Here is a 26,282-nt window from a genome sequence, read left to right as displayed (position 1 = left end):
CTTGTTCCTCCTTTTTACCATATTATAAATATCTGCCACAGCCTCCGCAGTTTTCATCGTAAAAAACAAAGATTGATATTTATTTAACAAATAGTACAATGAAATTGTGATAAGAAAGAATTTAATGGTTATGAATAATATGACAATAAATTTATAAAATATGGAAAGGAAGTAATGAATTATGGCAAGATTTACACTCCCACGCGACCTTTATTTTGGTCCCGATGCAATGAACGAGCTTTCCTGCCTCAAGGGATATAAAAAAGCGATCATTGTGACGGGCGGAAGCTCAATGCAGAAATTTGGTTTCCTTGATAAACTGCAAAACATCCTGCACGAAGCAGGCCTTGAAACAAAGCTCTTCGAAGGTGTTGAACCCGATCCGTCGGTGGAAACCGTTTATCGCGGCGCGCAGGCGATGCGTGAATTTGAACCGGATGTAATCGTTGCTATCGGCGGCGGTTCTCCGATCGATGCGGCAAAGGCTATGTGGGTGTTCTATGAATATCCGGAAAAGACTTTCGACGATATCAAAGATCCGTTCACAATGCCCAAGCTTCGCCAGAAAGCGATCTTCGTAGCAATTCCGTCTACCTCAGGTACGGCGACGGAAGTAACGGCATTTTCCGTTATCACGGACTATAAGACGCTGATCAAATACCCTCTGGCAGATTTTGAAATTACGCCGGATATTGCCATCCTCGACAACAGCATTCCGCTTACTATGCCAAAATCCCTGACGGCCGATACCGGCATGGATGCGCTTACACATGCGATTGAGGCATATGTTGCCACGTTGCATAGCCCCATTTCAGACGCCTTGGCGCTGAAAGCAATTCAGATGATCTATGAAAACATTATTTCCTCTATAGAAGGAAATGAGGATGCCCGTGGCGAGATGCATATTGCGCAATGCATGGCAGGTATGGCGTTTTCTAACGCACTGCTTGGCATCTGCCATTCCCTCGCGCATAAGACGGGTGCACAATTCGAGATCCCACATGGCCGCTGCAATGCAATCCTGCTCCCCTTCGTAATCGAATACAACGCAAAGATGGTTCCGGAACGGTTTGCAGATATCGCAAGAGCACTCGGCTTGCCGGGAGCAACGGACCGCCAGCTTATCAATTCCCTCGTGGATGCGATCAAGGCCCTGAATGCAAAATTGGGAATCAAGCAGTCGTATCAGGAAAACGGCGTAAGCGAAGAAGCCTTCCAGAAGGTTGCAGACTTTATCGCCGAGAACGCGGCGGCCGACCCATGCACAGGCAGCAACCCGCGCGAAACGGATGTTGCCGCAATGCGCAAGGTGCTTGACTGCGCTTATTATGGAAAAGATGTAGAGTTCTAAAGAAGATAAAGGGAATCGTTTCTTAACTTTTTGAAAAAACCTGCCTGATCGATCGGGCAGGTTTTTTATTTTTAGTCTGCGCAGCAACACTTCACATCAGGATCGGGTGCTTCTTCAAAGCTGTCAAACGCCTGCTTTTCGCGGTTTCCCAAACAAATTCCTTGGCGGCCATCTTTTCCAGTACTGGCTCAATCAAAGCGGAAAGACGCTCGGGTACAACAAGTGCACGAATATTCACATTCAATCGTGCTTCCTTATATTTTTCGTTTATACCGCCCGTGTAGATGATCGTTCCTTTGGTTGTGGTAAGGGCCTCTTTGCAATACTCTTTGCCGGAGGAGCATAGGATCTTCAGATGAGCAATTTCGATTCCCTCCTCCATGAAACTTTTTTGCAACGCTTCCATCAACGCTTCACAAAACGAATTAAAATCTGCCGGACCGTTGCAGAAGGCAAGCTCGGTTACCTGGTTGTACCAGCCCATACGCTGCTCGCCTGCCACGGCGTAATCCCAGTCAATATCGGGCTCTCTGACAGAGGATGTCTGTCCATTCAGAAATTTCCGCCTTTCTGTTTATTTCTGATATCAGTATAGTGGATATGGTCCAGTCTCATTTTATAACTTTCTATTAATCATTACACTATCCGCAACACATCAAAAAAGCGCTCCTGCAAAAGAAGCGCTCTTGAACCGTTCTCTTTACCTGGGTGGAATTTGCGGCGGATCCTGCCCTCCGCTATATGGCGGCTGTGTATAATTATTATTTTGTGTAAAATTTGCATACGGATCGCCGTAGGTTCGCTGCATTTGCTGTGAATCCTTTCCATCGCTTACACCTTTTGCATTCAGGTAAACTTCAAACATATACGGTGTTGTAAAGGTCTGCAGGAAAATTCCCAGAATCGTGCTGAGCAAAATATACAGGGGCATTACTGCGGTCAGCGCTGTGCTTGCATACGCGATATCCGAAGGTGTCGCCCCCGGAGATAACGCCGCTGAAATATACGGCATATAGAATGGCAAAATCACAACAAGCTCGATCCCTACGGTAATCAGTCCGATAATAAGCGTATGCCCGAAATTCTTCCAAAAATTCCCGCGGAAAATATAACGGAAAGACTTGAATACCGCCTGGAAACCGCTTGGAACTTCCATACCTGGAATAAAATTGACAAAGCTCAGGCAAAATGAATAAAACAGGATCAACGCAACCATCACAATGAGAGCTGGTACCATAGCTTCCATGAACATGAGGGAATCCATCGAACTGCCGTAAAAACTTCCCGCAGATGATATCACGGAACCGATAACCGCGATCGATGAGACAAAAGCGATGATCAGAACCGCCGCAAACGAAATGACAACCGTTGCAAGCAAGGTCGTCATATAACGTCCATAATTGGCTTTTGCCGCCGCCCATGCAGTAGACATCTTTGCAGGCGTTCCCGTAAGGTGCCATGTACGCAGAACGGATGTGATATATCCCATATAAAGCGGCGAAATAAAGACCATATAGAGCAGAAGGCACAATTCCAGTCCAACCATAACGCCGCCTAGCGATTCCATTCCCATCATTTCAGACGGCAGAACCGCCGTGGAAACAATCGACAGTACCATCGCCGGCGCCATATAGATCAGGATTCCCACGAGCAACGGGACAAAGTTGTTTTTTGTTGTGTTCCAAGCAGAACGGAACACTTCTCCTAAAGATTTGTTCATGCTTTCCCCCATTTCTGTCAGCCAAGCAGCGACGCAAGGTACATGCGCATAATATCGCCTTTTGAGACTGGCTTCGTATTCTTTTTCCTTGCAGCATCCTCCGCGGAAATATCCGCAAAGCGCGCAAGCTCTTCTTCACTGAGTTTTGGGACTTCCGGCAAAAGTTCACGGATCATTTGCTTGAATCCTTCCACACCGTCCACCTCAAGAAGCCCGCACATCCGGTCTATCTTTTCTTTTTTCACCTCGTAAGAAAAGGCAACATATTCACCAAGCGTAAGCGCGCAGGCACGCCCATGCGGAATATCTTTATGCACGGTAAGCGGATAGCCGATCGTATGCACTGCAGAGGTTCCCGCCATGCTGATCACAATACCGCCCAAAGTAGAAGTATAAAGCATCAGCTCCAGTTCGTCATCCGTAAAAGCATGCTTGCCAAACGCGCCTTTATATAGCGCAAAATTAGCAAACGCGCGTTCCGCAAACATATCCGTCGCCCATGAATCAAGGATCAGATACCCTTCTACGCTGTGTGCCAGCGCATCAAGCGCCGTATCTGCCGTGACCTGTGAAGGAAGGGTTTTCAGATATTTTGCATCGAGCAGGGCCGCTGCCGGAAATAACTCTGGTTTGGAAATGGATTTTTTGGTATCTCCCACTTCAAGCACGGATACCGCCGTGACCTCGCTTCCCGTGCCGCACGTTGTCGGTACCGCGATAACCGGCAGCGGTTTGTTTTCATAAACTTTATCAAACAGGCCCATTGCCGGGATATCGTTTGTGGCGAGTACCGCAACTCCTTTGGCCGCGTCCATTGCGCTTCCTCCGCCAACGGCGACGATAAAATCAAATCCGGGCGCATATCCGAGAAGAGCGGCAACATCCTCTGGCGTCGGATTAGGCGGAACATTTCCGCATACATGATACGAAATATCCCGCGCTTCAAGCGCCGCGATAACATCTTCGAGAGCACCGTTCCTTCCGGCCGAACCCGATTTCACAATTGCCGCGCGCTTTCCAAACGATGCAAACAGAGCTTCATTTTTCCTGACACATTCTTGTCCCATAATAACTTTAGTGGGAACCTGTAACTGAAATTCCATTGTAATTGCCTCCCTGCCGGGTCCTCATTTGAATATAACGCCCTTTTTCAGGATAATATTCGCATATCCTTCATACTCACCCGTTGCGACGATTGCATAACACTCTTTCGCGCGGTCATAAAAATCAAAACGGTCCATCTTTTCAAACCCATGTTTAAATCCTCCGGCAAAATCATTTTCGCGGATAATCTTTTCATATTTGTTCCACACTGCCGGTTCATTTCCTATAGGCGCATCCATCAGTACGCATGGTTTCTGTACAAAGGAATCAAGGGGCATAAACTGTAAGACCGCGTCCATCAGCTCCGTAATTTTATGTCCGTCCGCTCGAATTACCCTCTGGCCCATGGCATCTGCCGGGAAATTCGCGTCTCCGAAACAAATTTCATCTCCATGTCCCATATTCATCAGCGCATACATAAGCTCCGGGGAAATAAGGTCCGGTATATTTTTCAGCATAATAGCAACTCTCCTTTTCTATCTTTTTATTTTCAACCGCGCTTTACAAGCTGCCGGCAAAATCTCAATCGGGAACCGCCAAGGGGTTCTTATCCCCTGATCTATCGTTTACGGGCAGGAACAACATATGTTCCCGCAGGCCCGTCTGCATGGCGTTTTTCGACTGCACGGCCTGCCATGCTGCAAAACCGCTGCAGCTTCGAAAAATGTCCGGCCGCATAGTGGCGGTACTTTTCAGGCACTCCGGCTTTATTCTCCTGCAAACAGGTCCGTGGAAAGGTAACGCTCCCCCGTATCTGGAAGAATGACCACAATCTTTTTACCCGCATTTTCAGGCCGTTCCGCCTGCCTCATGGCGGCCGCAAGCGCCGCACCCGAGGACACGCCGCACAAAACGCCCTCCTTCTTTGCCAGCATCCGCGCAGCTTTATAAGCATCATCCGCGCTGACCTGCATCACTTCATCGATTAATTCACGTTTCAGTATTTTAGGCACAAAACCCGCGCCAATCCCCTGTATTTTATGGGGCGCGGCTTTTCCCCCCGAAAGTACGGGGCTTTCCGCAGGTTCCACTGCCACTATTTTAACATCCGAAAGCTTTTCTTTGAACATTTCCGCGCATCCTGTAATGGTTCCGCCGGTTCCCACACCTGCTACAAAAACATCCACATCATCCACCAGATCGCGCAGGATTTCTGGAGCTGTCGTCTCGCGGTGCGCGCGTGCATTTGCGGGATTCTCGAATTGCCCCACCATATATCCATTCTCTTTTTCACAGATTTCCTTTGCCTTTTTAATGGCTCCGCGCATTCCCTCCGCCGCAGGAGTAAGCACAAGCTCCGCGCCAAGTGCTGCAAGCAGATTCCTACGTTCCATGCTCATGGATTCAGGCATCGTGATAATCAGCCGCAGGCCCATGCATGTACAAATATAAGCGAGCGCTACGCCTGTATTACCGCTTGTGGATTCCACAATCACAGTGTCTTCCTGAATCAGGCCTTTGTCAATTCCGTCCTTGATCATATAATAGGCCGCACGGTCCTTCACGCTCCCCTGGGGATTAAAAGATTCCAACTTAGCCCAGATGGCCGGGTTGATGTGATTGAGCTGCAAAAGCGGCGTATTTCCGATTAGGTCTGTTAGTTGTTTTGCCAGTTTCATGATTGGTTACTCCTCATTTTGAATTGCTTGGAGATCATATGGCGTCTCCTGGTAAACGTAATAGTTCAGCCAATTATTAAACAATAAATTCGCATGTCCGCGCCACCGCACAAGCGGCGGCTTCTTCGGATCGTTGTCTGTAAAATAGTGGGCAGGCATGGGAACGTCTATCCCTTTCGCAAGGTCACGTACATACTCTGTCTTAAGCGTATTCGCATCATATTCCGGATGCCCGGTTACAAAAATCTGGCGTCCGCGTTTTGCAGAAACGAGATAGAGCCCATCCTCGCCAAATTCACATAAAACGCTAAGCTCCGGCCGCTTTTTCACATCAGACATCCTGACATAACTGTGCCGGGAATGCGGGGCCCAAAATACATCGTCAAAGCCGCGCATAAGCGGGCTGTTGTGATCCGTTCGTTTGTGCAGGTAAATCCCCGAGAGCTTTTGCTCCAACGCATGCTTTTGAATTCCATAATGGTAGTAAAGCCCAGCCTGTGCGGCCCAGCAAATATGCATCGTTGAATAAACGTTTTTCCTGCTCCAATCCATGATTCCCTTAAGCTCATCCCAGTAGGTAACCTGTTCAAACGGAATCTGCTCCACCGGCGCCCCTGTTATGATCAGGCCGTCAAACTTCTGGTCTTTGATATCGTCAAACGTTTGGTAAAAAGCATTCAGGTGTTCGATTGGGGTGTTCTTGGAAACATGCGTCGCCGGATGCAACAGGACAATTTCAATCTGCAGGGGCGAATTCGCCAGCAGCCGCATCAATTGTGTTTCTGTTTGTTCTTTTGTGGGCATAATGTTCAGGATTGCAATCCTAAGCGGACGGATGTCCTGTGTTTCCGCACGTTCGAAGGGCATTGTGAATATGCCCTCCTGCGCCAATACTTTTGCCGCGGGCAGCTTGCTATTGATATTAATAGGCATATCCGCATTCCTCCTTCTCTTCATTCTGGAAAAGTCTTTTGACATCTATTATACAACAACATATAATATAAATACACTTTTTTATAAAAATGCAATCTATTTTACCGGCCGAAGAAGGCCCGGCGTTTCAATTATGGAGGGAAACATGCTCAAGGACCTGAATGAATTAGCCGCACACGAGCTCGCCCGCGAGGTTATCCAAATCAATGCGCACAATATTACCGGGGAAACGATCAGCGGATTTGGAATGAAACAAAAAGTCGCTGCTTTTATCAAGCTTACGCGCAGCGCGATGTTTCCTAATATTTATGACAGCATGGTTGTCAAGGAAGCAGACCTGGAGAAAATTGTTGAAAAAAGGCTCCAGGAAGCTGCCGTGCTCCTTGACTGTATTGTAGCCGAAGTGATGGTAAACCAGTGCCATCTGCAAAAACGCGAACGCGTAGACTGTGATAAATGCAGGGAAAATGCCCGGAAAATTACCCTTCATTTTATGAAACAGTTGCCGGACATCGCACGCCTTTTGAATACGGATATCGAAGCTGCATATTGCGGCGATCCAGCGGCGATTTCCAACGAGGAAATCCTGCTCTCCTATCCTGGTTTTGAGGCGGTAAGCATTTTCCGGCTTGCGCACGCGCTGTATGAACGCCATATTCCACTCCTTCCCCGAATTATGACGGAGCAGGCTCACAGCGCCACGGGGATCGATATCCATCCCGGCGCGCGTATTGGCGAATACTTTTTCATCGACCACGGGACGGGTGTGGTCATCGGCGAAACGTGCACCATTGGCAGGCATGTGAAAATCTATCAGGGAGTGACGCTTGGTGCAAAGAGTTTCGAACTTGACGAACATGGCCATCCTGTGAAGGGGGTAAAACGCCATCCTGACATTGAAGATAATGTGATTATCTATTCCGGGGCAACGATCCTCGGCGGAGATACGGTGATCGGCGAAGGTTCGATCATCGGCGGTAATGTGTGGCTTACTCACTCCATTGAGCCGCATACTACGGTTTATAATTCTACACCTTCCCCAATCATCGCAAAATAAATTTCGAATCAAAAACGGGTCTCGCCAAAAAGCGGGACCCATTTTTTATCAGCCGCACCGGCTTTGGGGTTTCTCTTTTTCTTTCTTATATTTGTTCACTATATCGAGAAAAAAACGATGTATCCGGACGTCTTGTTTTAATTCTGGATGAAATGCCGTCACAAGGATATTTTCTTGTCTTGCCGCAACGATGTTCCCATCAACGTATGCAAGAACCTGAACATTTTCTCCGGCACATTCGATGTACGGCCCGCGGATAAACACCGTTGGCACTTCCCCGAGCCCAGTGAACAAAGCCGTTGTTTCAAAACTTCCAAGCTGCCGGCCATAGGCATTGCGCCTGACCGTAATATCCATACAGGGAAAGCATGTAATTCCTCCCTGCACATGCTTTGCAAGCAGAATCAATCCTGCGCATGTCCCAAATACGGGCAACCCCCCTGCGATCTTTCCCTGCAAAAGCTCAAACAGTCCAAGACCATGCAGCAATTTCGTCATAACCGTACTCTCACCGCCGGGAATCACAAATCCGTCCATTGGCTGCCCTTTAATATCCGCAGGTTTGCGTATTTCAAAACAATCGGCTCCAAGCGTTTGCAGCATTGCCTCATGCTCAGCGAATGCGCCCTGAAGCGCTAAAACTCCAATTCTCATTTTCCGCGCTCCGCCATCAGTAATTCGATTTCCTGCTCATTGATGCCAACCATTGCTTCCCCAAGATCCTCCGAAAGCTTGGCCAGCAGTTCCGCGTCGTTATAATTGGTCACAGCCTGTACGATTGCAGCGGCGCGTTTTGCCGGATTGCCGGATTTAAAAATTCCTGACCCGACAAATACGCCTTCCGCACCAAGTTGCATCATCAACGCGGCATCTGCGGGAGTCGCGATGCCGCCTGCCGCAAAATTAACTACCGGCAGCCGTCTGTTATTATGTACATATTGCAGCAGTTCAAAGGGTACTTGCATTTGTTTTGCAGCTTCATAAAGTTCATCTTCGGCGAGCCCCGCAATCCTGCGTATTTCGCTTGCCATCATCCGCATGTGCCGCACAGCCTGTACCACATCGCCCGTGCCGGGTTCTCCTTTTGTGCGGATCATAGAAGCGCCTTCGGCAATACGCCGCAGCGCTTCTCCGAGGTCTTTTGCACCGCATACAAAAGGAACCTCAAATTTTGTTTTATCAATGTGGTAAACGTCATCAGCCGGGGAAAGCACTTCGCTCTCATCGATATAATCGATCTCGATGGCCTGGAGAATCTGCGCTTCTGCGAAATGGCCGATCCGTACCTTTGCCATCACGGGAATGCTTACTGTTTCCTGAATTCCCCGTATCATCTTTGGATCGCTCATGCGTGATACGCCGCCCGCGGCGCGAATATCCGCCGGAATACGCTCAAGCGCCATAACTGCACACGCACCCGCATTCTCTGCAATTTTCGCCTGCTCCGGAGTAGTCACATCCATAATCACTCCTCCTTTAAGCATTTGAGCTAAATTTTTATTCAGTTCATATCTGCTCTGTGCCATTTTCATATCATCCTTTCGTTGACAGTAATTTGAATTACAGGTATGATTATAAACAAAACTGATATTGTTTCAACAGCCAGTTTTGTACTTTTTAAATATGCCAGTTTGGATATGGAGGAGAATCGTGCTGACACCGATTTTGGATTCCGCGAATCCGATACCCGTTTATGAACAGTTATACCGTTATCTGCGTACAGAGATTGAATCGCGCCGGCTTTCGGAAGGATTTCACCTTCCTTCCAAGCGTAAATTTGCAGCGCACTTAAAAATCAGTCAAGGAACGGTGGAAGCCGCCTATTCCCAGCTTTTGGCAGAGGGCTATATCTATTCCATAGAAAAGCGCGGATATTATGTCAATCCAGTGGACGAAAGCCCGCCGGCCCCCTATGAAAAGAATATCCTGCCGCCTGCTGCTCCCCCGCAGGAAGACACCTGCCGGTTCATTCTATCGACATCGCGTGTTGATACGGAGCATTTTCCCTTCCCAACATGGGCGAAGCTGATGCGTGAAATCTTGAGTTCCGAAAGCGATAACCTCCTTCGTTCCGTCGATCCGCAGGGCGACTTTGCCCTGCGTGCCGGTATCGCACGCTACCTTGGCGGTTTCCGCGGTATTGAGGCTGCACCCGAACAAATTATACTTGGGGCAGGTTCGGAATATTTGCTTAGCCTTATTTCCCAGCTTCTGCCCCGTGAGAACCTGTACGCCCTCGAGGATCCGGGCTATCGGAAAACAGAATATATTCTGCGGGCAAACGGAATTGCCACCATTCCCATTCCCCTTGATGAGGCGGGTATGAGCGTAGAGGTCTTGGAAGCATCCGGAGCAAATGTCGCGCATGTTACGCCTTCGCATCACTTTCCCCTGGGAATTATAACTCCCGTCGGCCGGCGGCAAAAATTGCTTTCATGGGCGGCGCGCGGGAACCGCTACATCATCGAGGATGACTATGACAGTGAATTTCGTTTTTCAGGAAAACCGATTCCCGCCCTGCAAAGCCTTGACACCCATGAGAGGGTGATTTACCTCAATACATTTGCCAAAACGCTTGCTCCCTCCCTGCGAATCAGTTATATGGTCCTTCCGTCCCATTTGCTGAAGAAATACCGCGAAACCCTTCGCTTCTATTCGTGTACGATCCCGAGCTTTGAGCAGCGTACCCTCGCCCTGTTTCTTGCACGCGGATATTTTGAACGCCATCTCCACCGGATGCGTAAGATTTATAAAGCACGGCGCGATGCTTTTACAGAAGGATTCCAAAAATATAGGGAATACCTCAATTTTTCAGGTCTCGATTCCGGACCGCATCTTTTGCTGACGGTAAAAAACGGAATGTCTGAAAAAGAACTCGTTTGTTCTGCAGAAGAACAAAGCGTACGCCTTTTTCCATTATCCGCATATTATGTGAATGAAGCGGCTCCTATTCCCGCTGTAGTCGCCGGCTATTCCGGTTATCATTCGGAAGAATTATACGAAGCAGCAAATTTGCTTTGCGCGGCATGGTTTCATACTTGACATGGGAATCCTCCTCTGGTAAACTGTACAATGTTGTACCAATTAGTACGATATTGTACTATTTTTCGAGGTGAATTATGCAAAACCAGCCAAGTGAAAATCAATTTTTCCGCTACGTGCTTCCCTCTATGCTCGCCATGCTGTTGAGCGGTTTTTATGCGATCATCGACGGTTTCTTTGTGGGGCATACCATTGGCGACACCGGGCTTGCGTCCATCAATATCGCGTGGCCCATCGCCTCGTTCCTGCTGGCTGCCGGAACAGGAATCGGCGCGGGCGGTTCTGTGGTCATGACAACGCGTCTTGGTGAGGGAAAGCTGAAAAAATCACGAAAAGCGCTTGGCAATACGCTATTTGTCCTGATCGCATTCAGCGCTGTTATGACGATCCTGCTCTTGCTTTTTTACAGACCGCTCCTACAATTTTTGGGTGCAGAAGGCAACCTTCTTACAGCCGCCGCCGAGTATACGCAGATCATTGCCCTTGGAAGCGCCTGCCAAATCCTTGGGACAGGCCTCGTTCCCCTGCTGCGCAATAAAGGGAAAACGATCTCTGCCATGATCGCTATGGTATGCGGTCTGATTACCAATATTATTCTGGACGCCCTATTTATGATGGTGTTTCGGTGGGGTATGTTTGGCGCGGCGTTCGCAACCGTAACCGCACAAGCCCTCGTTGCGGTTTTGAGCCTGATCCTGTTATTCCGGAAAAGGAAAGAACGCCCTGAAAAACGCGACCTGCTCCCGCACGGCCAAACAGTTGCGCGTCTTTTGAAGATCGGTCTCTCTCCTTTTGGAATGACATTTGCGCCTTCTATTATCATTATACTGGCCAATTGGCAATGCCTCGCTTATGGTGGAAGCACAGTCGTTGCGGCTTATGCCGTCCTGATGTATTTTGTAACATCTGCGCAGCTGCTCCTGCAGGGTATTGGCGAGGGCATCCAGCCCCTCCTGAGTTACTTCAATGGCGCCGGAAAGCCCAACAGCGTGCACCGCTTGCTCAAAAAATCGTTTGCACTCGTGCTCGCTTTGGGAGGAATCCTGTGTGCCGGTGCAATTATTTTCCGTGATGCAATTCCCGCAATTTTCGGTGCATCCGGCGAAACTTCCTTCCTTGTGGCCTCCGCGCTTCTGATTTCTGCATTTTCATTCCCTATGACAGGAGTCACAAGGCTTGCATCCTCGTTTTTTTATGCAGTGCAAAAAACAGGGTATTCAACGCTCGTGATTTACATCGATCCGCTCGCGCTTACACCTTTTTTCCTGTACTTGCTCCCCGTATTTTGGGGAGTAACGGGCATATGGCTCTCTATCCCTGTCGCGCAGGGCGCTTTGGTATGCATTACCGGTATCCTGTTTATCATTTATTTTCGCAAGCATGGCGCCTCTGCCCACTGTTGCCAAAATACCGGAGGAACAAATAGATGAAAAAGAAGATCGACGATGTCAGAAAAGATATTGATGCTTATTATGAAAGCTGGTTCCGTATTAACCAAGCGTATTCCGTATGGGCCCAGCAGCACGGCACGACAGATTCCCTGGTGTTCATGCTATATGAAATTTTCGTCTCGGCGGATGACTGTACGCAGCATGAGCTATGCCGAAAGCTTTTCCTGCCCAAGCAGACGGTCTCTTTCCTTCTTTCCAAGCTGGAGAAACAAGGTTATGTGAGGCGCAGCGAAAACCCGAAGGATCGGCGCAACAAACTGGTGTCCTTCACAACGGAAGGCCGAAATTATGCGCAGACGCTTCTTGCAGAACTTGAGCAGGCCGAAACCCGCGCTTTTCTCGGCATGACCGCAAAAGAGCGCCGTGCCGTTGCCGATGGCCTGCGTTCCTTTGCCAACGCTCTCTCCCAATGTTTTCTGGAAGATGTAAAAGAGCTGTAAGGAAACCCTTACGGCTCTTTTCTATCTGAAAAAACAGAGGAAAGAAGATTTATATTATAACCTTATCTTATTCCCTGTTTGTGACCGGAATGTGACAGATATCTATTGTTTTTCTGAATCCTCCGGCCCTGTCTTCATTTTTGAGACAAGCGCCCATTCCACTCGCCGGTCCTCGAGCTTTTCAACGCGGATATGTAATCCGTACGCTTCCACAACAGGATGGCTGCCATCCTCGGGTATCGTACTTAATCGGCTGTATACAAGACCGCCCAAGGTATCGAAATCTTCGTCCTCCGGCAGTTCCACACCAAGTACCTCCGCGACACGGTCAATTTCTGTTGCACCTGAAATACGCCACAATCCAGTCTTTATTTCCGTGATATCCTGCTCGTCCTGCGGGTCGAATTCATCGTAAATATTTCCGACGATCTCCTCCAAAAGGTCTTCCATTGTCACGATGCCGCTCATCCCGCCGTATTCATCGACTACAACGGCAATATGGATCTTCTGCCGCTGCATCTCGCGAAACAGCACATCCGTATGGACAGATTCAGGCACGCAGTAAGCCGGATAGATCATTTCTTCCAGTGGCTTTGGATGCTCGCTTTTTTCGTTGAGCAGATAGGCGCGCGTAGAAAGAATACCGACAATATCGTCGATATCTTCATCGTAAACCGGGAAGCGGGACAATCCACTCTCGCGGATCACCTTTAATATTTCTTCCGGCGGATCGTTTTTCCAGATCGCCGTTACATTGGTACGGTGCATCATAACATCCTTGGCCGTAGTGTTGTTGAACTCGAAGATATTTTCAATCATCTCCTTTTCCGAAGCCTCAATGGCACCCTTTTCCTCCCCGATATCCACCATCAGGCGAATTTCTTCTTCGGTGACGGCTTCTTCCTCTTCATCAGGATTCATACGCAAAAGGCGCAGGATTCCGTTTGTGGAAGCGGAGAGCAGCCATACAATCGGTTTCATAACAATGGAAAGGGCCGTAATGATTCCTGCAGAAGCCCGCGCCACCTTATCCGGCTTTTGCATTGCGATGCGCTTTGGAACCAGTTCACCGAATACCAGTGTGAAATACGAAAGGACTAAGGTAATCAGGATGACCGCAATGGTGTTGAGCGTATCTGGCGGGATCGTAACCCCCTGCACATTAATCATCCAATCTGTGAGCTTGCTGGCGAAGTTGTCCGCCGCAAACGCGCTTCCCAGAAAGCCTGCCAGCGTAATGCCGATCTGTATCGTGGACAGAAAGCCCGCGGGCACCTCCACCATCTTCAGCATTTGTTTTGCCTTCTTATCCCCTTCCGCCGCCATGCGGCGGACTTTATTCGCGTTAAGCGAAATTACCGCGATTTCAGTCGAAGCGAAAAAGGCATTGATCGCAATCAAAACCACCTGCAAAAGAAGCTGCCATATGAAAGGGTCGTCCAAAAAAATATCCTCCTCTTATCAATTTATATTACCGATATTATAACACATGCATTATCATTCTGTATAAACACTTTCTAAATAAAAGAACCGAAGCACAGGCCCCGGTTCCAAAACAATTCGCTCAATATAGGTCATCGTCCTCTGTGTGCACGACTTCCTCCCGCCGGATATCCGCCCCGAGCCTGCGCATCTTATCTTCAATATGGTCATACCCACGGTCGATATACTTTACATTCTGGATCTCTGTAGTCCCGTCGGCCATCAGGCCGGCTACGATCAGGGCCGCGCCCGCCCGCAGGTCGGAAGCGCTGACCGGTGCGCCGGTAAGGCGTTCTACGCCCTCCACGACCGCTACGCGGTCTTCCGTCGTGATCTGCGCACCCATACGGCGAATTTCTTTGATATGTTTAAAACGCGACTCAAAAATCGTTTCTGTAATCATGCTGGTACCTTTGGCAGTGGAAAGGAGTACCGTTGCCGGCTGCTGTAAGTCTGTTGGAAATCCCGGATAGGGCATCGTGTTGATCTTGACCGCCCGCGGCCGTTTATCACAGGTAACACGAATAAAATCCGCTCCTTCCTGAATCGTGACGCCCATTTCTTCCAATTTAGCCGTAAGCGCCTCCATATGCGTAGGGATCACATTTTTTATCGTCACATCGCCGCGTGTAGCCGCTGCTGCGATCATGAAAGTACCCGTTTCAATCTGATCGGGAATGATGGAATAATTACAGCCATGCAGCTTCTCCACACCCGTAATACGGATCACATCCGTACCCGCTCCCTTGATCTTCGCGCCCATGCACACCAGGAAATTGGCCACATCCACAACGTGCGGCTCTTTTGCTGCATTGATAATAGAAGTCTGCCCTTGCGCGCACACCGCCGCAAGCATCACATTGATCGTAGCGCCTACGGAGACCTTATCCATATAGATATCGCAGCCGCGAAGTCCATCCGGGGCGTTCGCAACCACCCTGCCATATTCCGTTTTTACATTAGCTCCCAGTGCCTGCATTCCCTTAATATGCAGGTCAATCGGACGTTCGCCAATCGTGCAGCCACCCGGCAGATTGATTTCAGCATCATTAAAACGCGAAAGCAATGCACCCAAAAGATAATAGGATGCGCGCATTTTCTTGACAAGGTTCATCGTCACCTTGCTGGTATTGATATTGGTGGTATCCACCGTCATGGTTCCGTTTTCAAATTCCACTTCCGCGCCGATCTCCGCTAAAATACGTTTAATGATCAACACATCCGCAATATTGGGCAGATTCTCAATCACGCAAATTCCATGCGCAAGAATCGTGGCAGGCAGAATTGCTACCGCCGCATTTTTAGCACCTGTTACTTCAATCGTGCCTTTCAGCGGTATCCCGCCATTGATCACAATTTTTTCTGTCATAAAATTGGATCCTTCCTTTATTTCACAATTTTTCTATTGCTGTTTTTGTTTTCCATTTTACCATTCAATACCGCTTTTTTCAAGCAGACATTGCGGCCCAGATGCAACGGCCGCTTGTATTCGCTGTACATAGCTCTTTTCTGCTGATAAAAAAAACGCAACGGAAAAAATTCCGGTTGCGCCTCCTATTTTTATTAAAACATTTTCTTTTTCCACAGGAACCAGACCGCAACACCTGTACTTCCAAGCGCAATCACAGTAACCCATAGAAACCCGAGCGGATTGCTTGCAAAAGGAATCCCGCCTACATTCATACCCCATAAGCTCGCAAACACGGTTGGAATGGCGAGTATGATCGTCAATGACGTAAGAATTTTCATGACGATATTCAAGTTGTTCGATATTACGCTTGCAAACGCATCCATTGTTCCTGAAAGGATGTCTCGATAAATCGTCCCCATTTCGATGGCCTGTTTATTTTCAATAATGACATCCTCAAGCAAATCCAGATCATCCGGATACCGCTGGATTACCTTTGATTTCAACATTTTTTCAAGCACGATTTCATTTGACTTGAGTGAAGTTGAAAAATATACCAAAGATTTTTCCAGCCTCAGCATTTGGATGAGTTCGCTGTTTTTCATTGATTTATGCAATGCGTTTTCCACTTGGGTAGACGCTTTATCGATCTGTTTCAGGTATTGCAGGTATTTTCCTGCATTTTTATACAGAATTTGAAGGAGAAACCGCGTTTTTTTGCAGGTATCGAATCCCCCCCTCACATTTTTGTTCCAGAAATCTTCGAGAATCGATGTTTCCTCCAAACATACTGTGACGATATTATCCGCCGTAATGATGATACCCATCGGGAGCGTCGTGTACATAAATGAATTACGCTCCGCACTGACAATTGGAATATCCACCAGAACCAGCGTTTGGTCGTCCTCCGCGTCGATACGCACCGTTTCCTCTTCGTCCAGCGCCGCGCGGATAAATTCATCCTCGATATGCAATGTGTCCCGCACCTTGACGATCTCCTCTTCCGTAGGGTCCAGAAGATGAATCCATGCGCCCGGCTCTATTTTGTCGATCTCTTTAAAATTATTGTTTTCTGCAGAACTGAAAATCCTGATCAAATGTTTCACCTACTTTCAAAAGCAGGCAGCGGCTAATGGCGCAGAAATACCGTACGCATCCCGCTGTCTGTGTATTTTAAATTCGTTCGTTTGGGGTCTGCGTCCACGTATTTCTCACCTCCTGTGACTTGGTAACATATGTCGTCGTTTATCATTATATCCTTTGTCTATAGCTTGTGCAAGCCTCATTTTACCAGCTTCACACGAATTTTTCCTATGAATTTTCTTTTGTGTATAGTATAATATATTGAATCGAAAATTTTACGGACCGGTATGGCAGAATGGCGGAAAAAATTTCCTGTGGCGATATTGTCGTCATGCAAAAAAAACACCCTTGCGGGAGTGATAGATGGCAGGTTTTGCGGACCGGCGCCGACATTAAGCTAAAATGCCTTGGATGCGGGCACATCGTGATGCTCGATTACGCGGCATTTATAAAACGAATGAAAAAGGTTTTAATAGATGAACAATAAAAAGCAGGAACACTACGGGCCGCGCCGTGTGGGTCAGCGGAGCGCCGCACCCGCAGATTCCCCCAAAAAATATGGACGCAGGTTAAACAACCCTTACGAAGAACCGCAAGAATATCAATCGGATTCCGACGCACTTTCTTCTGGTACGGGCCGGCATATTTTTCATGCGCATTCGCAGGCCCCCCATGGCGGGGATTTGCAGGAGCCTTTGAGCGCCCATTTTGAGCAGGAAAAGTTTTCCGACGAACCCTATTATGATTATGAGGACGATTCGGAACCGGAGCCATATTATATGGAGCCGGAAGAATTCTTTGAGGAACCGCCGGAGGAAACTTTTAATCCCAATAAGGCGCGCAGAAACCCTTATCAGGAACTCGAACCATTGGATGATGATCTCGTCACTTATGATGAATTCGGGCGCAAGCGCAAAAAAAAACGTATCCACGAAGAAAAACTCATGACGAAATCCCGCGCGATTTGGGGCTGGGTGATTTCCATTATCGCGGCGGTAGCAATCGCCTTTGTTGTACGCACCTTCTTTTTTGAGATTATCGTAGTGGACGGCGAATCCATGCTCCCTACCCTCCAGTCGGATGAAAAATTGGCAGTAGAAAAGGTAAGCCGTTATTTTGGGTTGCCCGAGCATGGAGATATCATTATTGTTCATTATCCCAATATGAGCGGAACCTATGTGAAGCGTGTCATCGCTCTACCCGGGGAAACCGTGGAAGTGAAAGACAGCACTGTTTATGTCAACGGCGAGGCTCTTTCTGAACCGTACATCAATAACGCCGAGCCTTATATGGATATGGCTGCTGTAACGGTGCCGGAAGATACTGTTTTTGTCATGGGAGATAACCGGGCGCATTCCCTCGACAGCCGTACAAGTGACATCGGCCCGATTGCGCGCTCCGAAATTGTAGGCCATGCTATGTCTGTCATCTGGCCGCTTGACAACATCCATTCCGTACAATAGTTCCCGGAGGATATATGAAAGCAGTTATTTTTGATTTTAACGGCACCATGTTTTTCGATACCGATAAGCACGATGCTTCCTGGAAACGCTTTTTAGAGAATTTATGTAAGCGCAGGATCACGCAAGAAGAGCTTGACCGCTATAATGTCCACGGCCGCACAAACAAAGTTATTCTGGAACATTTTACGGGAACTCTCCTGTCGGATGCGCATGCTCACGAGCTATCCGAACAAAAGGAAGCTATGTACCGTGAACTGTGTTTGCAGGACCGGGCTCGGTTCCATCTTGCAAATGGCGTGAGTGCCTATCTTGATTTTCTGAAAGAAAAAGGAATTCCCCGCACAATCGCCACAGCGTCCGGGAAATCAAACCTCGATTTCTATATCAGCGAGTTTCATCTTGCCCGTTGGTTCGATACGAACCGGATTATTTATAACGATGGTACGGTACGCGGCAAGCCTGATCCCGATCTTTACCTGCGTGCAGCGAATACGCTTGGCGCCGACGTGAAAGACTGCCTGGTCATTGAGGATTCCCCGCTCGGTACACTCGCCGCGAAACGTGCCGGAATCGGTACTATCTTCGCCATCTCACCAGGCAATCACGCTTCCGCCTTTACTGCTACCGCGCAGAAAGTCATCGCTGATTTTACCGATCCCGCACTTTATGCGTGGCTCGATGCCTGAAAAAATCAAAGGCCGTCTCAAAAATTGAGACAGCCTTTGATTGATTTATCACCGTTCATCCTAGTCCAGCACAGCCTTGATCCTGCGCACACCTGCGCTGCTGCTCTGTTCCTTTTTGATTTTAAAGTGTCCAAGCTCTGCTGTGTTTTTTGCATGGGGCCCGCCACATATTTCCTTGGAATATCCCGGAATCGTATACACTTTTACAAGGTCTCCGTACTTTGAATCAAATACGCCCATTGCGCCCTGTTCCTTTGCTTCCGCAACGGACATTTCCTCTTCGAGTACGTCAAGCCCCGCATCAATGGCTTCATTGACATATGCTTCGATCTGGTCGAGTTCTTCCCTCTCCACCTTGCGCGGGAAATTAAAATCAAACCGCAGACGCTCCGCCGTGATGTTGGAGCCCTTCTGGACGATATCCTCGCTCAATAGCTTACGCAGGGCCGCATTCAGAAGATGCGTCGCGGTATGCAGGCGCGCCGTTTGCTCGCTCGTATCCGCAAGGCCTCCCTTAAAACGCTGCTCCGCACCCGCATGCGATAGCTCCTGATGATGCTGGAACGCTTTGTCAAATCCGTCCTTATCCACCTTGAACCCACGTTCTGCCGCAAGCTCAAGCGTAAATTCGATCGGGAAGCCAAACGTATCGTATAAGCGGAAAGCGCTTTTGCCGTCGATCATATCTCCATCGAGCCGCTCCACCGTTTTCTCAAACTCCTTCATTCCCTGTGTGATCGTCTTTTGGAAGCGTTCTTCTTCTTTTGCAATCTCAGAAAGTATTTTCGTTTCATTAATTTTCAATTCTTCGTATGCATGCGCATATTTATCGATGACAACCTGAGCGATCTTTGGCAGGCTGCCCTCCGCGATCCCCAGCTTTCCGGAAAAGCGGATCGCCCGTCGCAGGAGCCTGCGCAATACATAGCCCTGATCCACATTGGAAGGGGTAATACCCCGTTCGTCGCCAATCATGAAAGTAGCACAGCGCATATGATCCGCTACAATACGGAATGCCTTCCGTGTATCTTCGTCCGCTCCCTCGTAGTTTTTCCCGGAAAGTTCTTCAATTTTTGAAATAATAGGGGCGAATACATCTGTTTCATAGACAGACCCCTTACCTTGCAGGATTGCAATGGTGCGGTCAAGCCCCATGCCTGTATCCACGTTTTTCTGCTCAAGCGGCACATAGGTTCCATCCGCCTGTTTATTATATTCCATGAATACATCATTCCATATTTCAAGATACTTTCCGCAGTCGCACGCCGGACTGCAATCCGGCCCGCAGGCAGGTTTCCCAGTATCGATAAACATTTCCGTATCCGGTCCGCAGGGGCCTGTAATGCCAGCCGGTCCCCACCAGTTATTTTCTTTGGGAAGGAAGAAAATATGGTCGTCCGCTACGCCGAGGGAACGCCACGTATCATATGCCACCATATCGCGCGGAGCGTCTTCGTCTCCGGCGAAACAGCTGAAATACAATTTGTCCTTATCAATGCCCAGGTATTTTTCATCTGTCAGGAATTCAAAACTCCAGGTTATCGCTTCTTTTTTGAAATAATCCCCAAGGGACCAGTTGCCCAGCATTTCAAAAAATGTGCAATGGCTCTCGTCGCCCACTTCGTCGATATCCCCGGTGCGCACGCACTTTTGCACATCCGTAAGCCGTGTGCCCGCCGGATGCGTCTCTCCCAGCAGATACGGGACAAGCGGATGCATTCCTGCTGTCGTGAAGAGCACCGTCGGATCGTTTTCCGGGATCAACGACGCACTCCTTATGACCGCATGCCCTTTGCTCTTGAAAAAATCCAGATACATTTGCCTTAATTCGTCACTTGTCAAGCACTTCATCCATAAAACTCCTCTGTCGTCTTTTCTATTTGCACAGCACCAAAATGGCGTTCGCAATGATATCCGCCGTTTTCAGCAGCGAATCGATTTCAATATATTCATCAGCTTGGTGTTCCGTTCCTTGCTGTCCAGGGAACAAAGCCCCAAATGCAACGGAATTTGGAAAGGCCCGCGCGTAGGTCGCGCCGCCCATCGTCATGCAGTATGCCTTCTCGCCCGTCACTTCCTCATATGCTTGTTTCAGGCCTGCAACAAGCGGAGAATCCTCCGGTACAAAATGCGGAGGACGCGAGAATACTTCCTCAATCGAGAGTTCTTTCATCCTACTGCGGATGGCTGAGAGAACCTTTTCTTTATCCGTATGAATCGGGTAACGGATGTCGATCCCCGCTTCCACGCCTTCCTCCGTCGTCCTGAAATACCCGAGGTTCAAGGAAAGCGCGCCCGATTCATCCCGGGCGGCAATTCCAAGATGCGTGCCGTCCGTTTGCATACCAATGTATTCCGCAAGTTCATAGATTGCATCGGAAACCGCATTTTTTCTCAGCGGAAGCGTATTCAAGAATAAAATCATAAACGACAGCGCATTCTTTCCTTCCTCCGGCTTCGAACCGTGGGCGGAAACGCCATGAGCGGTAAGGACAAGGCCGCCTTCTTCCTCGCGGTCCGTAATTTTCACTGGAGAATCCTCATTGAACAGCTCGATCATTTGCCGAACCGCCTTGATATTCCCCGTAATCTTGCAAGTGCATACCGCGGGCACCACGTTCACGCGTTCGCCCGCCTGCAACGACTCTACCGTAAGGCCTTCCCCCTCGGCGGAATAAGTTTTTTTGACCGCCCGAAGCTGCAACAGTCCTTTTTCGGCGTTGATAATGGGGAATTCCGCATCCGGTGAAATTGCCATGGCTGGAATCTCGCCGCCATTCTTTTTATAAAAATCCATATCTGACCAGCCGCTTTCTTCATCGCATCCGAAAATAATGCGTACGCGCTTGTTGAGGCTGATGCAGTTCTCCTTGACTGCCGAAAGCGCGAACAGCGCGGCAATCGCCGGCCCTTTGTCGTCAATTGCACCACGTCCATAAATACGCCCGTCTTTCACCGTCCCCGCGAATGGAGGCACGGTCCATCCATCCCCGGCAGGTACTACGTCAAGATGTGTTACAATGCCAAAGATTTCATCGCCATCGCCATATTCCACATATCCTAAATGAGAATAAAAATTCACACTGTCAAAGTCGAGTTTTTCCGCAATATTAAGCGTCTTAATGAGTGCGTCAAACACACCTTTCCCATACGGCATATTCCCCTGCGGTGCACTTTTGACACTTTCAATGGAAAGTATTTTGCACAAGGCTTCTATCATTTCATCCTTACGCGGGGCAAGCGAAAACTCAAGCATCGTTTTCCTCTCCTTCATCCATTCTGGTAGCATTTAAAGAAACTTTATTTATTATAACAGATTTCCCGACGGATATACACCGTTTTTTTCTTTTTAACTAAGGTGTCGGGTGACAAGGAATCGCGGTTGCCTGTGGCGAATTAGATTAATATTGAGCAATTGATTATTTTCAGTGAGGTGAACAGCTATTTCCATCCATGACGGACACCGCGAACGGCTCCGGAGCCGTTTTTTAAAATATGGGCTTGATTCTTTTGAAGAACACGAAGCGCTTGAGCTTTTACTTTTTTTCGCTCTTCCCCGCAGAGATACCAATGCGCTGGCACACGAACTTCTGGATCGTTTCGGCAGCCTTCGCAACGTATTCGATGCAGATACGGCAGATTTGGCCCGCATTAAGGGAATCGGTGAAAACGCGGCGGTCCTCATAAAGCTCCAGTCTGAGCTGGCGCGGAAATACTGGCTTGCCGACCTTGCAGAGCAAACCACGCTTTCTTCCATTCAATCTGCGATTGACTATGTAAGCCTTCTATTCCGGGGAAAAACCAGGGAAGAGTTTTATGTCGTGTGCCTTGATCCGCATTTTCGTATCCGGCATACCGACCGTCTTTCGCACGGTACCGCTACTGAGGCCCCTGTTTACGTACGGCATATTATGGAAACCGTTATTCGCACCGGATCGGAAAAAATCCTGCTTGCGCATAACCATCCCGGCGGCAGCGCATATCCGAGCGATAAGGATATCTCAATCACACAACAGATTGCGTCCGCGATGGATGCGGTCTCCGTCTCCCTGCTGGATCATATTATCATTGGAGAAAAAGATGCTTTCAGCTTTTCTGAAAAATTGCTTACCCTGAACAATTATCCCAAAGATGCCGCGCGCACGGCGCAGTATTCCGGCCGGGTTATGCAGGATTTACCCCAGCGCTTACCGCCGGACCGCATCGGCGAATAAGACGCTTGCGCTTGCAATATATGAGGTTTTTAGGTATAATTCTTTTGTATCAGAGAATTTTAATGTGCGATCTTTGCGCAACCGGAGGGTAAAAATGGCAATTGAATATTTTCATATAAAAGAACGGGATTTTGATTTGGTTGAACAACTTATCCAGATCGAAAATTCTTCTTACGACGGCGGAGCGCTCGATGTCTTTGACCTCATCGCAATGCTGCGTCATGCACGGGTTTATGTTGCTGTGGAATATGATGAAATTCTGGGAGCGGTCTACTTTATGCGTAATTTTGACAATCCCGATAAAGTATTCCTGCACAGCATCAACATTATTGACCCGCAGGCTTATCCCAATCTCGGCACCTCCCTCTTAAACATTGCTTTTGCGGATATGCGCGCTTTTGGTATACGGCTTGTGGAAGTCAATGTTGATCCGTCCAACTACCGGGCGCTTAAAATCTACCGCGAACAGCTTGGTTTTGTCGCAAGCGACAGTATGCAGAGCGAAATTTTGGGCGGAGAAGAAATCCTGATGCTGCAAAAAGAATTATAATAAATTCCGGTAAGCCGCCACTGTGCGGCTTTTTTGATGAGGTGATCCTGTGAATGCATTGCATGGAGGAAAAAACATGTGGATCGTATTTGCACTTCTTTCCGCGGTTTTTGCTGCCGCAACTGCAATCCTGGCAAAAATTGGCATCCAGGATATGAACTCCAACCTTGCAACTGCAATTCGTACCGTTGTCGTTCTCATCATGGCTTGGGGCATCGTTTTTGTGACAGGAACGCAGTGCCAAATCCCAAGCATCACTGCAAAATCATGGGTTTTCCTGATTTTATCGGGTATTGCAACCGGCCTCTCCTGGTTATTTTATTTTAAAGCGCTTCAGCTCGGCGATGCTTCAAAAGTTGTTCCTATTGACAAGTTCAGCGTTGTTATCAGTATGGTTCTTGCTTTTGTCATTTTGAAAGAGGCCGTGACCGCAAAAACGGTGATCGGCGGAATACTGATCACGCTCGGCACCCTTGTGATGGTCCTCTGATGATAACAGCTCTGACCGCTCCGGCGGTTTTTTTATTTTCCTCTTGACAAATTCCTGTTCGCTCCATTATAGTTAATTACATAAGTAACTAACCAATTAAGGAGTTTGTAATGAAGATCGATTTTGAAAGCGGAATTCCCATCTATCTTCAAATCGCAGACCAAATCGAGGACGCGGTCCTTTCGGGTATTTTCCCGGAGGATACACAGGTGCCGTCTACGACGGAACTCTCCACGCTCTATAAGATCAATCCGGCGACCGTGCTGAAGGGCGTCACCTTGCTTGCGGGCAATGGCGTGCTATATAAACGCCGAGGCGTGGGCATGTTTGTATGCGCAGGCGCAAAGGAAAAAATACAGGCGCGGCGGAAGCAGTCTTTTTTCGAAAACTATGTCGCAAGCCTCCTCTCAGAGGCGGAAAAGCTTGGTATCAGTCCCGATGAGGTCATCAGCATGATAAAAGAAGGAGCAGAAAATGATTGAAGTAAGAAATGTCACAAAAAAATTCCGGAATGTCACAGCGCTGCAGGGCTTAAATGTCAGCTTTGGCGAAAACCGTATCTATGGTCTTCTCGGACGCAACGGAGCGGGAAAATCTACCCTGCTGAACCTGATGACGAACCGCCTTGTTCCAACAGAGGGCTTTCTGTATATGGACGGATTTCCTCTCACAGAGAACGATAAGGCCCTCGGCAAAATCGCCTGCATGGGTGAGGATACCCTATATGAGCCGTCTGTACGGCTGCGGCGCATCTTTGAATGGACCGCCATATTTTACCCCGGCTTCGACAGCGCCTATGCGTCCGCTCTGGCTGAAAAATTCGGCCTCGACGTGAGAAAAAAAATCGGACAGCTTTCCACAGGCTACCGCTCTATTTTCAAGCTTATTCTTACACTGGCCTCCGGAGCGGAATATTTGCTGTTCGACGAGCCGGTTCTCGGCCTCGATGCAAATCACCGCCAGCTTTTCTATGCGGAATTGCTGGCCCGTTATTCCAAGCGGCCGTGCACAGTCATCCTTTCCACGCATCTGATCGAAGAGATCGCAAATCTGATCGAGCATGTCGTCATCATCAAAAACGGCCGCATTTTGCTCGACCGACCGTCCGAAGAGATCCAAAGCATGGGCTTTACCGTATCTGGACGGAAAGAGGCCGTGGAGGAGTGGTGCGCCGGTAAAAATATTCTTGGTTCACAGGAGATTGGCGGGCTGATGCTGGCGCATATTCTTGGCGAACACAGCGGCGTACCCGCTTCCCTCACTGTCACGCCGCTCGATCTGCAGCAGCTTTTTATCCATCTGACGAACTCCTGAAGAAAGAGAGGAACCCTTTTATGAAAATCAAACAAATGTTTTTATGGCAGCTTCTTTCGAGCCGAGTGGCTTTTATTATCTTTTTCTGCATTATTACAGCCTTAACAACAATCCTTACCATTGTTGCTGCGTTCGTCCAGGATGGCGGCACCTTCAATATGAGCGCAGCCTCTATCGGCGTGTTTTTTCTGTTCGTCGCCGGCTGTGCCTCCTTTGCGGAAAACCTTCATATCGCTTTTGGGAACGGCGTATCCCGCAGGACGCACTTTCTCAGCTTCCTGCTCTTTGCCGCTTTTGCCAGCGCTTTGACTGCTGTACTCGGCGTATTGATCGACATGATTCCCGGGCTGTCTCCGTCAACATATACTCCCTTTTTATCGGAAGCGCCCGGCATACAGATGCTTTTTTTCTTCACGCTGAACCTTGGCATGATGGCGCTCGGCTATTTCTTTGCGGGCGCATATTACCGAATGAATAAGGCTGCAAAGATCGCCGTCTCGATCATTATTCCCGTAACCGCGATTCTATGCATCGTTTTTATCATGAACGCAGCCACACCCGCCGGGCCTGCTTTTCAGCCTATCCCGCAGTTTATTCAGTGGATGCTGCACAGCCTGACGAACGCGGCGCTTTTCTGGCTCCTGTTCGCGCTTCTCTTCCTCGTTTTCGGTTGGCTCGTCACCCGCCGTGCCGGAATCAGGCATCAGCAGGCCGCAGGCTGAACGCCAATTTTTCCATACAAAAACGGGCATACCCAAAAGGCAACCACCGATAAGGAAAGTTTGAAAATAAACTAACTTAACGACTGGCAGACAGATTGCAACAAAAAGCGGATAAGCGATCAAAGGCTTCTTACCCGCTTTTTCTATGCCGCG

Annotated in this window: 27 protein-coding genes and 1 pseudogene; 15 read left to right on the top strand and 13 right to left on the bottom strand. The window is 48.6% G+C overall.

Annotated elements, in window-relative coordinates; genetic code table 11:
• Positions 1–181 precede the first annotated feature (181 nt).
• Entirely contained in the window at positions 182–1,351 is a 1,170-nt protein-coding gene (locus H8S18_RS00560; protein WP_186856374.1) for an iron-containing alcohol dehydrogenase, read from the top strand.
• A gap of 91 nt (positions 1,352–1,442) precedes the next feature.
• Here H8S18_RS00560 and H8S18_RS00555 read toward each other — a convergent pair whose 3' ends face one another.
• The 6 genes from H8S18_RS00555 to metA form a co-directional block, all read right to left on the bottom strand.
• On the bottom strand, positions 1,443–1,835 hold the full coding sequence (locus H8S18_RS00555; protein ID WP_186856373.1) for a hypothetical protein: 393 nt from the start codon (positions 1,833–1,835) through the stop codon (positions 1,443–1,445).
• Positions 1,836–2,051: 216 nt separating this feature from the next.
• Positions 2,052–3,071 (bottom strand): hypothetical protein, encoded by a 1,020-nt coding sequence (locus H8S18_RS00550; RefSeq protein ID WP_186856372.1) that lies wholly within the window; start codon positions 3,069–3,071, stop codon positions 2,052–2,054.
• A gap of 17 nt (positions 3,072–3,088) precedes the next feature.
• Positions 3,089–4,174, bottom strand: coding sequence for an iron-containing alcohol dehydrogenase family protein (locus H8S18_RS00545; RefSeq protein ID WP_186856371.1), 1,086 nt, complete (start codon positions 4,172–4,174; stop codon positions 3,089–3,091).
• Positions 4,175–4,198: 24 nt separating this feature from the next.
• Positions 4,199–4,633 carry an RbsD/FucU family protein gene (locus H8S18_RS00540; RefSeq protein ID WP_186856370.1) on the bottom strand — a complete coding sequence of 145 codons (435 nt, stop codon included), beginning with the start codon at positions 4,631–4,633 and terminating at the stop codon, positions 4,199–4,201.
• A 249-nt stretch (positions 4,634–4,882) separates the two neighbouring features.
• Positions 4,883–5,797, bottom strand: a complete 915-nt coding sequence (cysK, locus tag H8S18_RS00535) for a cysteine synthase A (RefSeq protein ID WP_407926950.1) — start codon at positions 5,795–5,797, stop codon at positions 4,883–4,885.
• A gap of 3 nt (positions 5,798–5,800) precedes the next feature.
• Positions 5,801–6,727 carry a homoserine O-acetyltransferase MetA gene (gene metA, locus H8S18_RS00530; RefSeq protein WP_186856368.1) on the bottom strand — a complete coding sequence of 309 codons (927 nt, stop codon included), beginning with the start codon at positions 6,725–6,727 and terminating at the stop codon, positions 5,801–5,803.
• 133 nt (positions 6,728–6,860) lie between these two features.
• Here metA and H8S18_RS00525 point away from each other — a divergent pair, with 133 nt between their 5' ends.
• Positions 6,861–7,784, top strand: coding sequence for a serine O-acetyltransferase (locus H8S18_RS00525; RefSeq protein ID WP_243165019.1), 924 nt, complete (start codon positions 6,861–6,863; stop codon positions 7,782–7,784).
• Positions 7,785–7,847: 63 nt separating this feature from the next.
• Positions 7,848–7,925 (top strand): hypothetical protein, encoded by a 78-nt coding sequence (locus H8S18_RS14995; protein ID WP_407926949.1) that lies wholly within the window; start codon positions 7,848–7,850, stop codon positions 7,923–7,925.
• On the opposite strand, the pseudogene pdxT reads toward H8S18_RS14995, so the two are convergent.
• Together pdxT and pdxS are read right to left on the bottom strand one after the other, a co-directional pair.
• Positions 7,893–8,438, bottom strand: a pseudogene (gene pdxT, locus H8S18_RS00520) (pyridoxal 5'-phosphate synthase glutaminase subunit PdxT); the annotation flags it as partial. The gene H8S18_RS14995 and the pseudogene pdxT overlap by 33 nt on opposite strands.
• On the bottom strand, positions 8,435–9,310 hold the full coding sequence (gene pdxS, locus H8S18_RS00515) for a pyridoxal 5'-phosphate synthase lyase subunit PdxS (RefSeq protein ID WP_186856366.1): 876 nt from the start codon (positions 9,308–9,310) through the stop codon (positions 8,435–8,437). The gene pdxS and the pseudogene pdxT, both read right to left, overlap by 4 nt.
• 124 nt (positions 9,311–9,434) lie before the next feature.
• Here pdxS and pdxR point away from each other — a divergent pair, with 124 nt between their 5' ends.
• The 3 genes from pdxR to H8S18_RS00500 all read left to right on the top strand — a co-directional run bounded on the left by pdxR (position 9,435) and on the right by H8S18_RS00500 (position 12,717).
• Positions 9,435–10,826 carry a MocR-like pyridoxine biosynthesis transcription factor PdxR gene (gene pdxR, locus H8S18_RS00510; RefSeq protein ID WP_186856365.1) on the top strand — a complete coding sequence of 464 codons (1,392 nt, stop codon included), beginning with the start codon at positions 9,435–9,437 and terminating at the stop codon, positions 10,824–10,826.
• Positions 10,827–10,903: 77 nt separating this feature from the next.
• Positions 10,904–12,256: an MATE family efflux transporter gene (locus H8S18_RS00505; RefSeq protein ID WP_186856364.1), complete on the top strand. Its 1,353-nt coding sequence runs from the start codon at positions 10,904–10,906 to the stop codon at positions 12,254–12,256.
• Entirely contained in the window at positions 12,253–12,717 is a 465-nt protein-coding gene (locus H8S18_RS00500; protein WP_186856363.1) for a MarR family winged helix-turn-helix transcriptional regulator, read from the top strand. Before H8S18_RS00505 ends, H8S18_RS00500 begins: the two co-directional genes overlap by 4 nt.
• Positions 12,718–12,819: 102 nt before the next feature.
• Here the strand turns inward: H8S18_RS00500 and H8S18_RS00495 are convergent, their stop codons facing one another.
• The 3 genes from H8S18_RS00495 to H8S18_RS00485 all read right to left on the bottom strand — a co-directional run bounded on the left by H8S18_RS00495 (position 12,820) and on the right by H8S18_RS00485 (position 16,704).
• A complete protein-coding gene (locus H8S18_RS00495) occupies positions 12,820–14,160 on the bottom strand; it encodes a hemolysin family protein (protein WP_207721607.1) in 1,341 nt (446 codons plus the stop codon).
• 121 nt (positions 14,161–14,281) lie between these two features.
• Entirely contained in the window at positions 14,282–15,568 is a 1,287-nt protein-coding gene (locus H8S18_RS00490) for a UDP-N-acetylglucosamine 1-carboxyvinyltransferase (protein ID WP_186856362.1), read from the bottom strand.
• A 194-nt stretch (positions 15,569–15,762) separates the two neighbouring features.
• Positions 15,763–16,704, bottom strand: a complete 942-nt coding sequence (locus H8S18_RS00485) for a magnesium transporter CorA family protein (RefSeq protein WP_186856361.1) — start codon at positions 16,702–16,704, stop codon at positions 15,763–15,765.
• A gap of 281 nt (positions 16,705–16,985) precedes the next feature.
• Here H8S18_RS00485 and H8S18_RS00480 point away from each other — a divergent pair, with 281 nt between their 5' ends.
• The 3 genes from H8S18_RS00480 to H8S18_RS00470 are packed head-to-tail and all read left to right on the top strand — an operon-like array spanning position 16,986 to position 18,839.
• Complete coding sequence (locus H8S18_RS00480; RefSeq protein WP_186856360.1) at positions 16,986–17,177, top strand: DUF951 domain-containing protein; 192 nt, start codon at positions 16,986–16,988, stop codon at positions 17,175–17,177.
• Entirely contained in the window at positions 17,167–18,153 is a 987-nt protein-coding gene (gene lepB, locus H8S18_RS14555) for a signal peptidase I (RefSeq protein ID WP_243165018.1), read from the top strand. Before H8S18_RS00480 ends, lepB begins: the two co-directional genes overlap by 11 nt.
• A gap of 14 nt (positions 18,154–18,167) precedes the next feature.
• Positions 18,168–18,839, top strand: a complete 672-nt coding sequence (locus H8S18_RS00470; RefSeq protein ID WP_186856359.1) for an HAD family hydrolase — start codon at positions 18,168–18,170, stop codon at positions 18,837–18,839.
• Between the two features lie 60 nt (positions 18,840–18,899).
• Here H8S18_RS00470 and H8S18_RS00465 read toward each other — a convergent pair whose 3' ends face one another.
• Both H8S18_RS00465 and pepV read right to left on the bottom strand, forming a co-directional pair.
• Positions 18,900–20,690 (bottom strand): alanine--tRNA ligase, encoded by a 1,791-nt coding sequence (locus H8S18_RS00465; protein ID WP_186856358.1) that lies wholly within the window; start codon positions 20,688–20,690, stop codon positions 18,900–18,902.
• Positions 20,691–20,715: 25 nt separating this feature from the next.
• On the bottom strand, positions 20,716–22,095 hold the full coding sequence (gene pepV, locus H8S18_RS00460) for a dipeptidase PepV (protein WP_186856357.1): 1,380 nt from the start codon (positions 22,093–22,095) through the stop codon (positions 20,716–20,718).
• Positions 22,096–22,282: 187 nt separating this feature from the next.
• Here pepV and radC point away from each other — a divergent pair, with 187 nt between their 5' ends.
• The 6 genes from radC (at position 22,283) to H8S18_RS00430 (ending at position 26,129) form a co-directional block, all read left to right on the top strand.
• Entirely contained in the window at positions 22,283–23,053 is a 771-nt protein-coding gene (radC, locus tag H8S18_RS00455) for a RadC family protein (RefSeq protein WP_330598660.1), read from the top strand.
• Positions 23,054–23,147: 94 nt separating this feature from the next.
• Positions 23,148–23,603, top strand: a complete 456-nt coding sequence (locus tag H8S18_RS00450) for a GNAT family N-acetyltransferase (RefSeq protein ID WP_186856356.1) — start codon at positions 23,148–23,150, stop codon at positions 23,601–23,603.
• Positions 23,604–23,679: 76 nt separating this feature from the next.
• A complete protein-coding gene (locus H8S18_RS00445; protein ID WP_186856355.1) occupies positions 23,680–24,093 on the top strand; it encodes an EamA family transporter in 414 nt (137 codons plus the stop codon).
• Between the two features lie 110 nt (positions 24,094–24,203).
• Positions 24,204–24,575, top strand: a complete 372-nt coding sequence (locus H8S18_RS00440) for a GntR family transcriptional regulator (RefSeq protein WP_186856354.1) — start codon at positions 24,204–24,206, stop codon at positions 24,573–24,575.
• Positions 24,568–25,407 carry an ATP-binding cassette domain-containing protein gene (locus H8S18_RS00435; RefSeq protein ID WP_186856353.1) on the top strand — a complete coding sequence of 280 codons (840 nt, stop codon included), beginning with the start codon at positions 24,568–24,570 and terminating at the stop codon, positions 25,405–25,407. The genes H8S18_RS00440 and H8S18_RS00435 overlap by 8 nt, the downstream gene beginning before the upstream one ends.
• A gap of 20 nt (positions 25,408–25,427) precedes the next feature.
• Positions 25,428–26,129: a hypothetical protein gene (locus tag H8S18_RS00430; protein ID WP_186856352.1), complete on the top strand. Its 702-nt coding sequence runs from the start codon at positions 25,428–25,430 to the stop codon at positions 26,127–26,129.
• Positions 26,130–26,282 lie beyond the last annotated feature (153 nt).

Source organism: Christensenella tenuis (assembly GCF_014287795.1).
Classification (GTDB): Bacteria; Bacillota; Clostridia; order Christensenellales; family Christensenellaceae; genus Christensenella; species Christensenella tenuis.
Note: the sequence above shows the minus strand (reverse complement) of the source record. Positions and strands in the feature narration are given on the sequence as shown.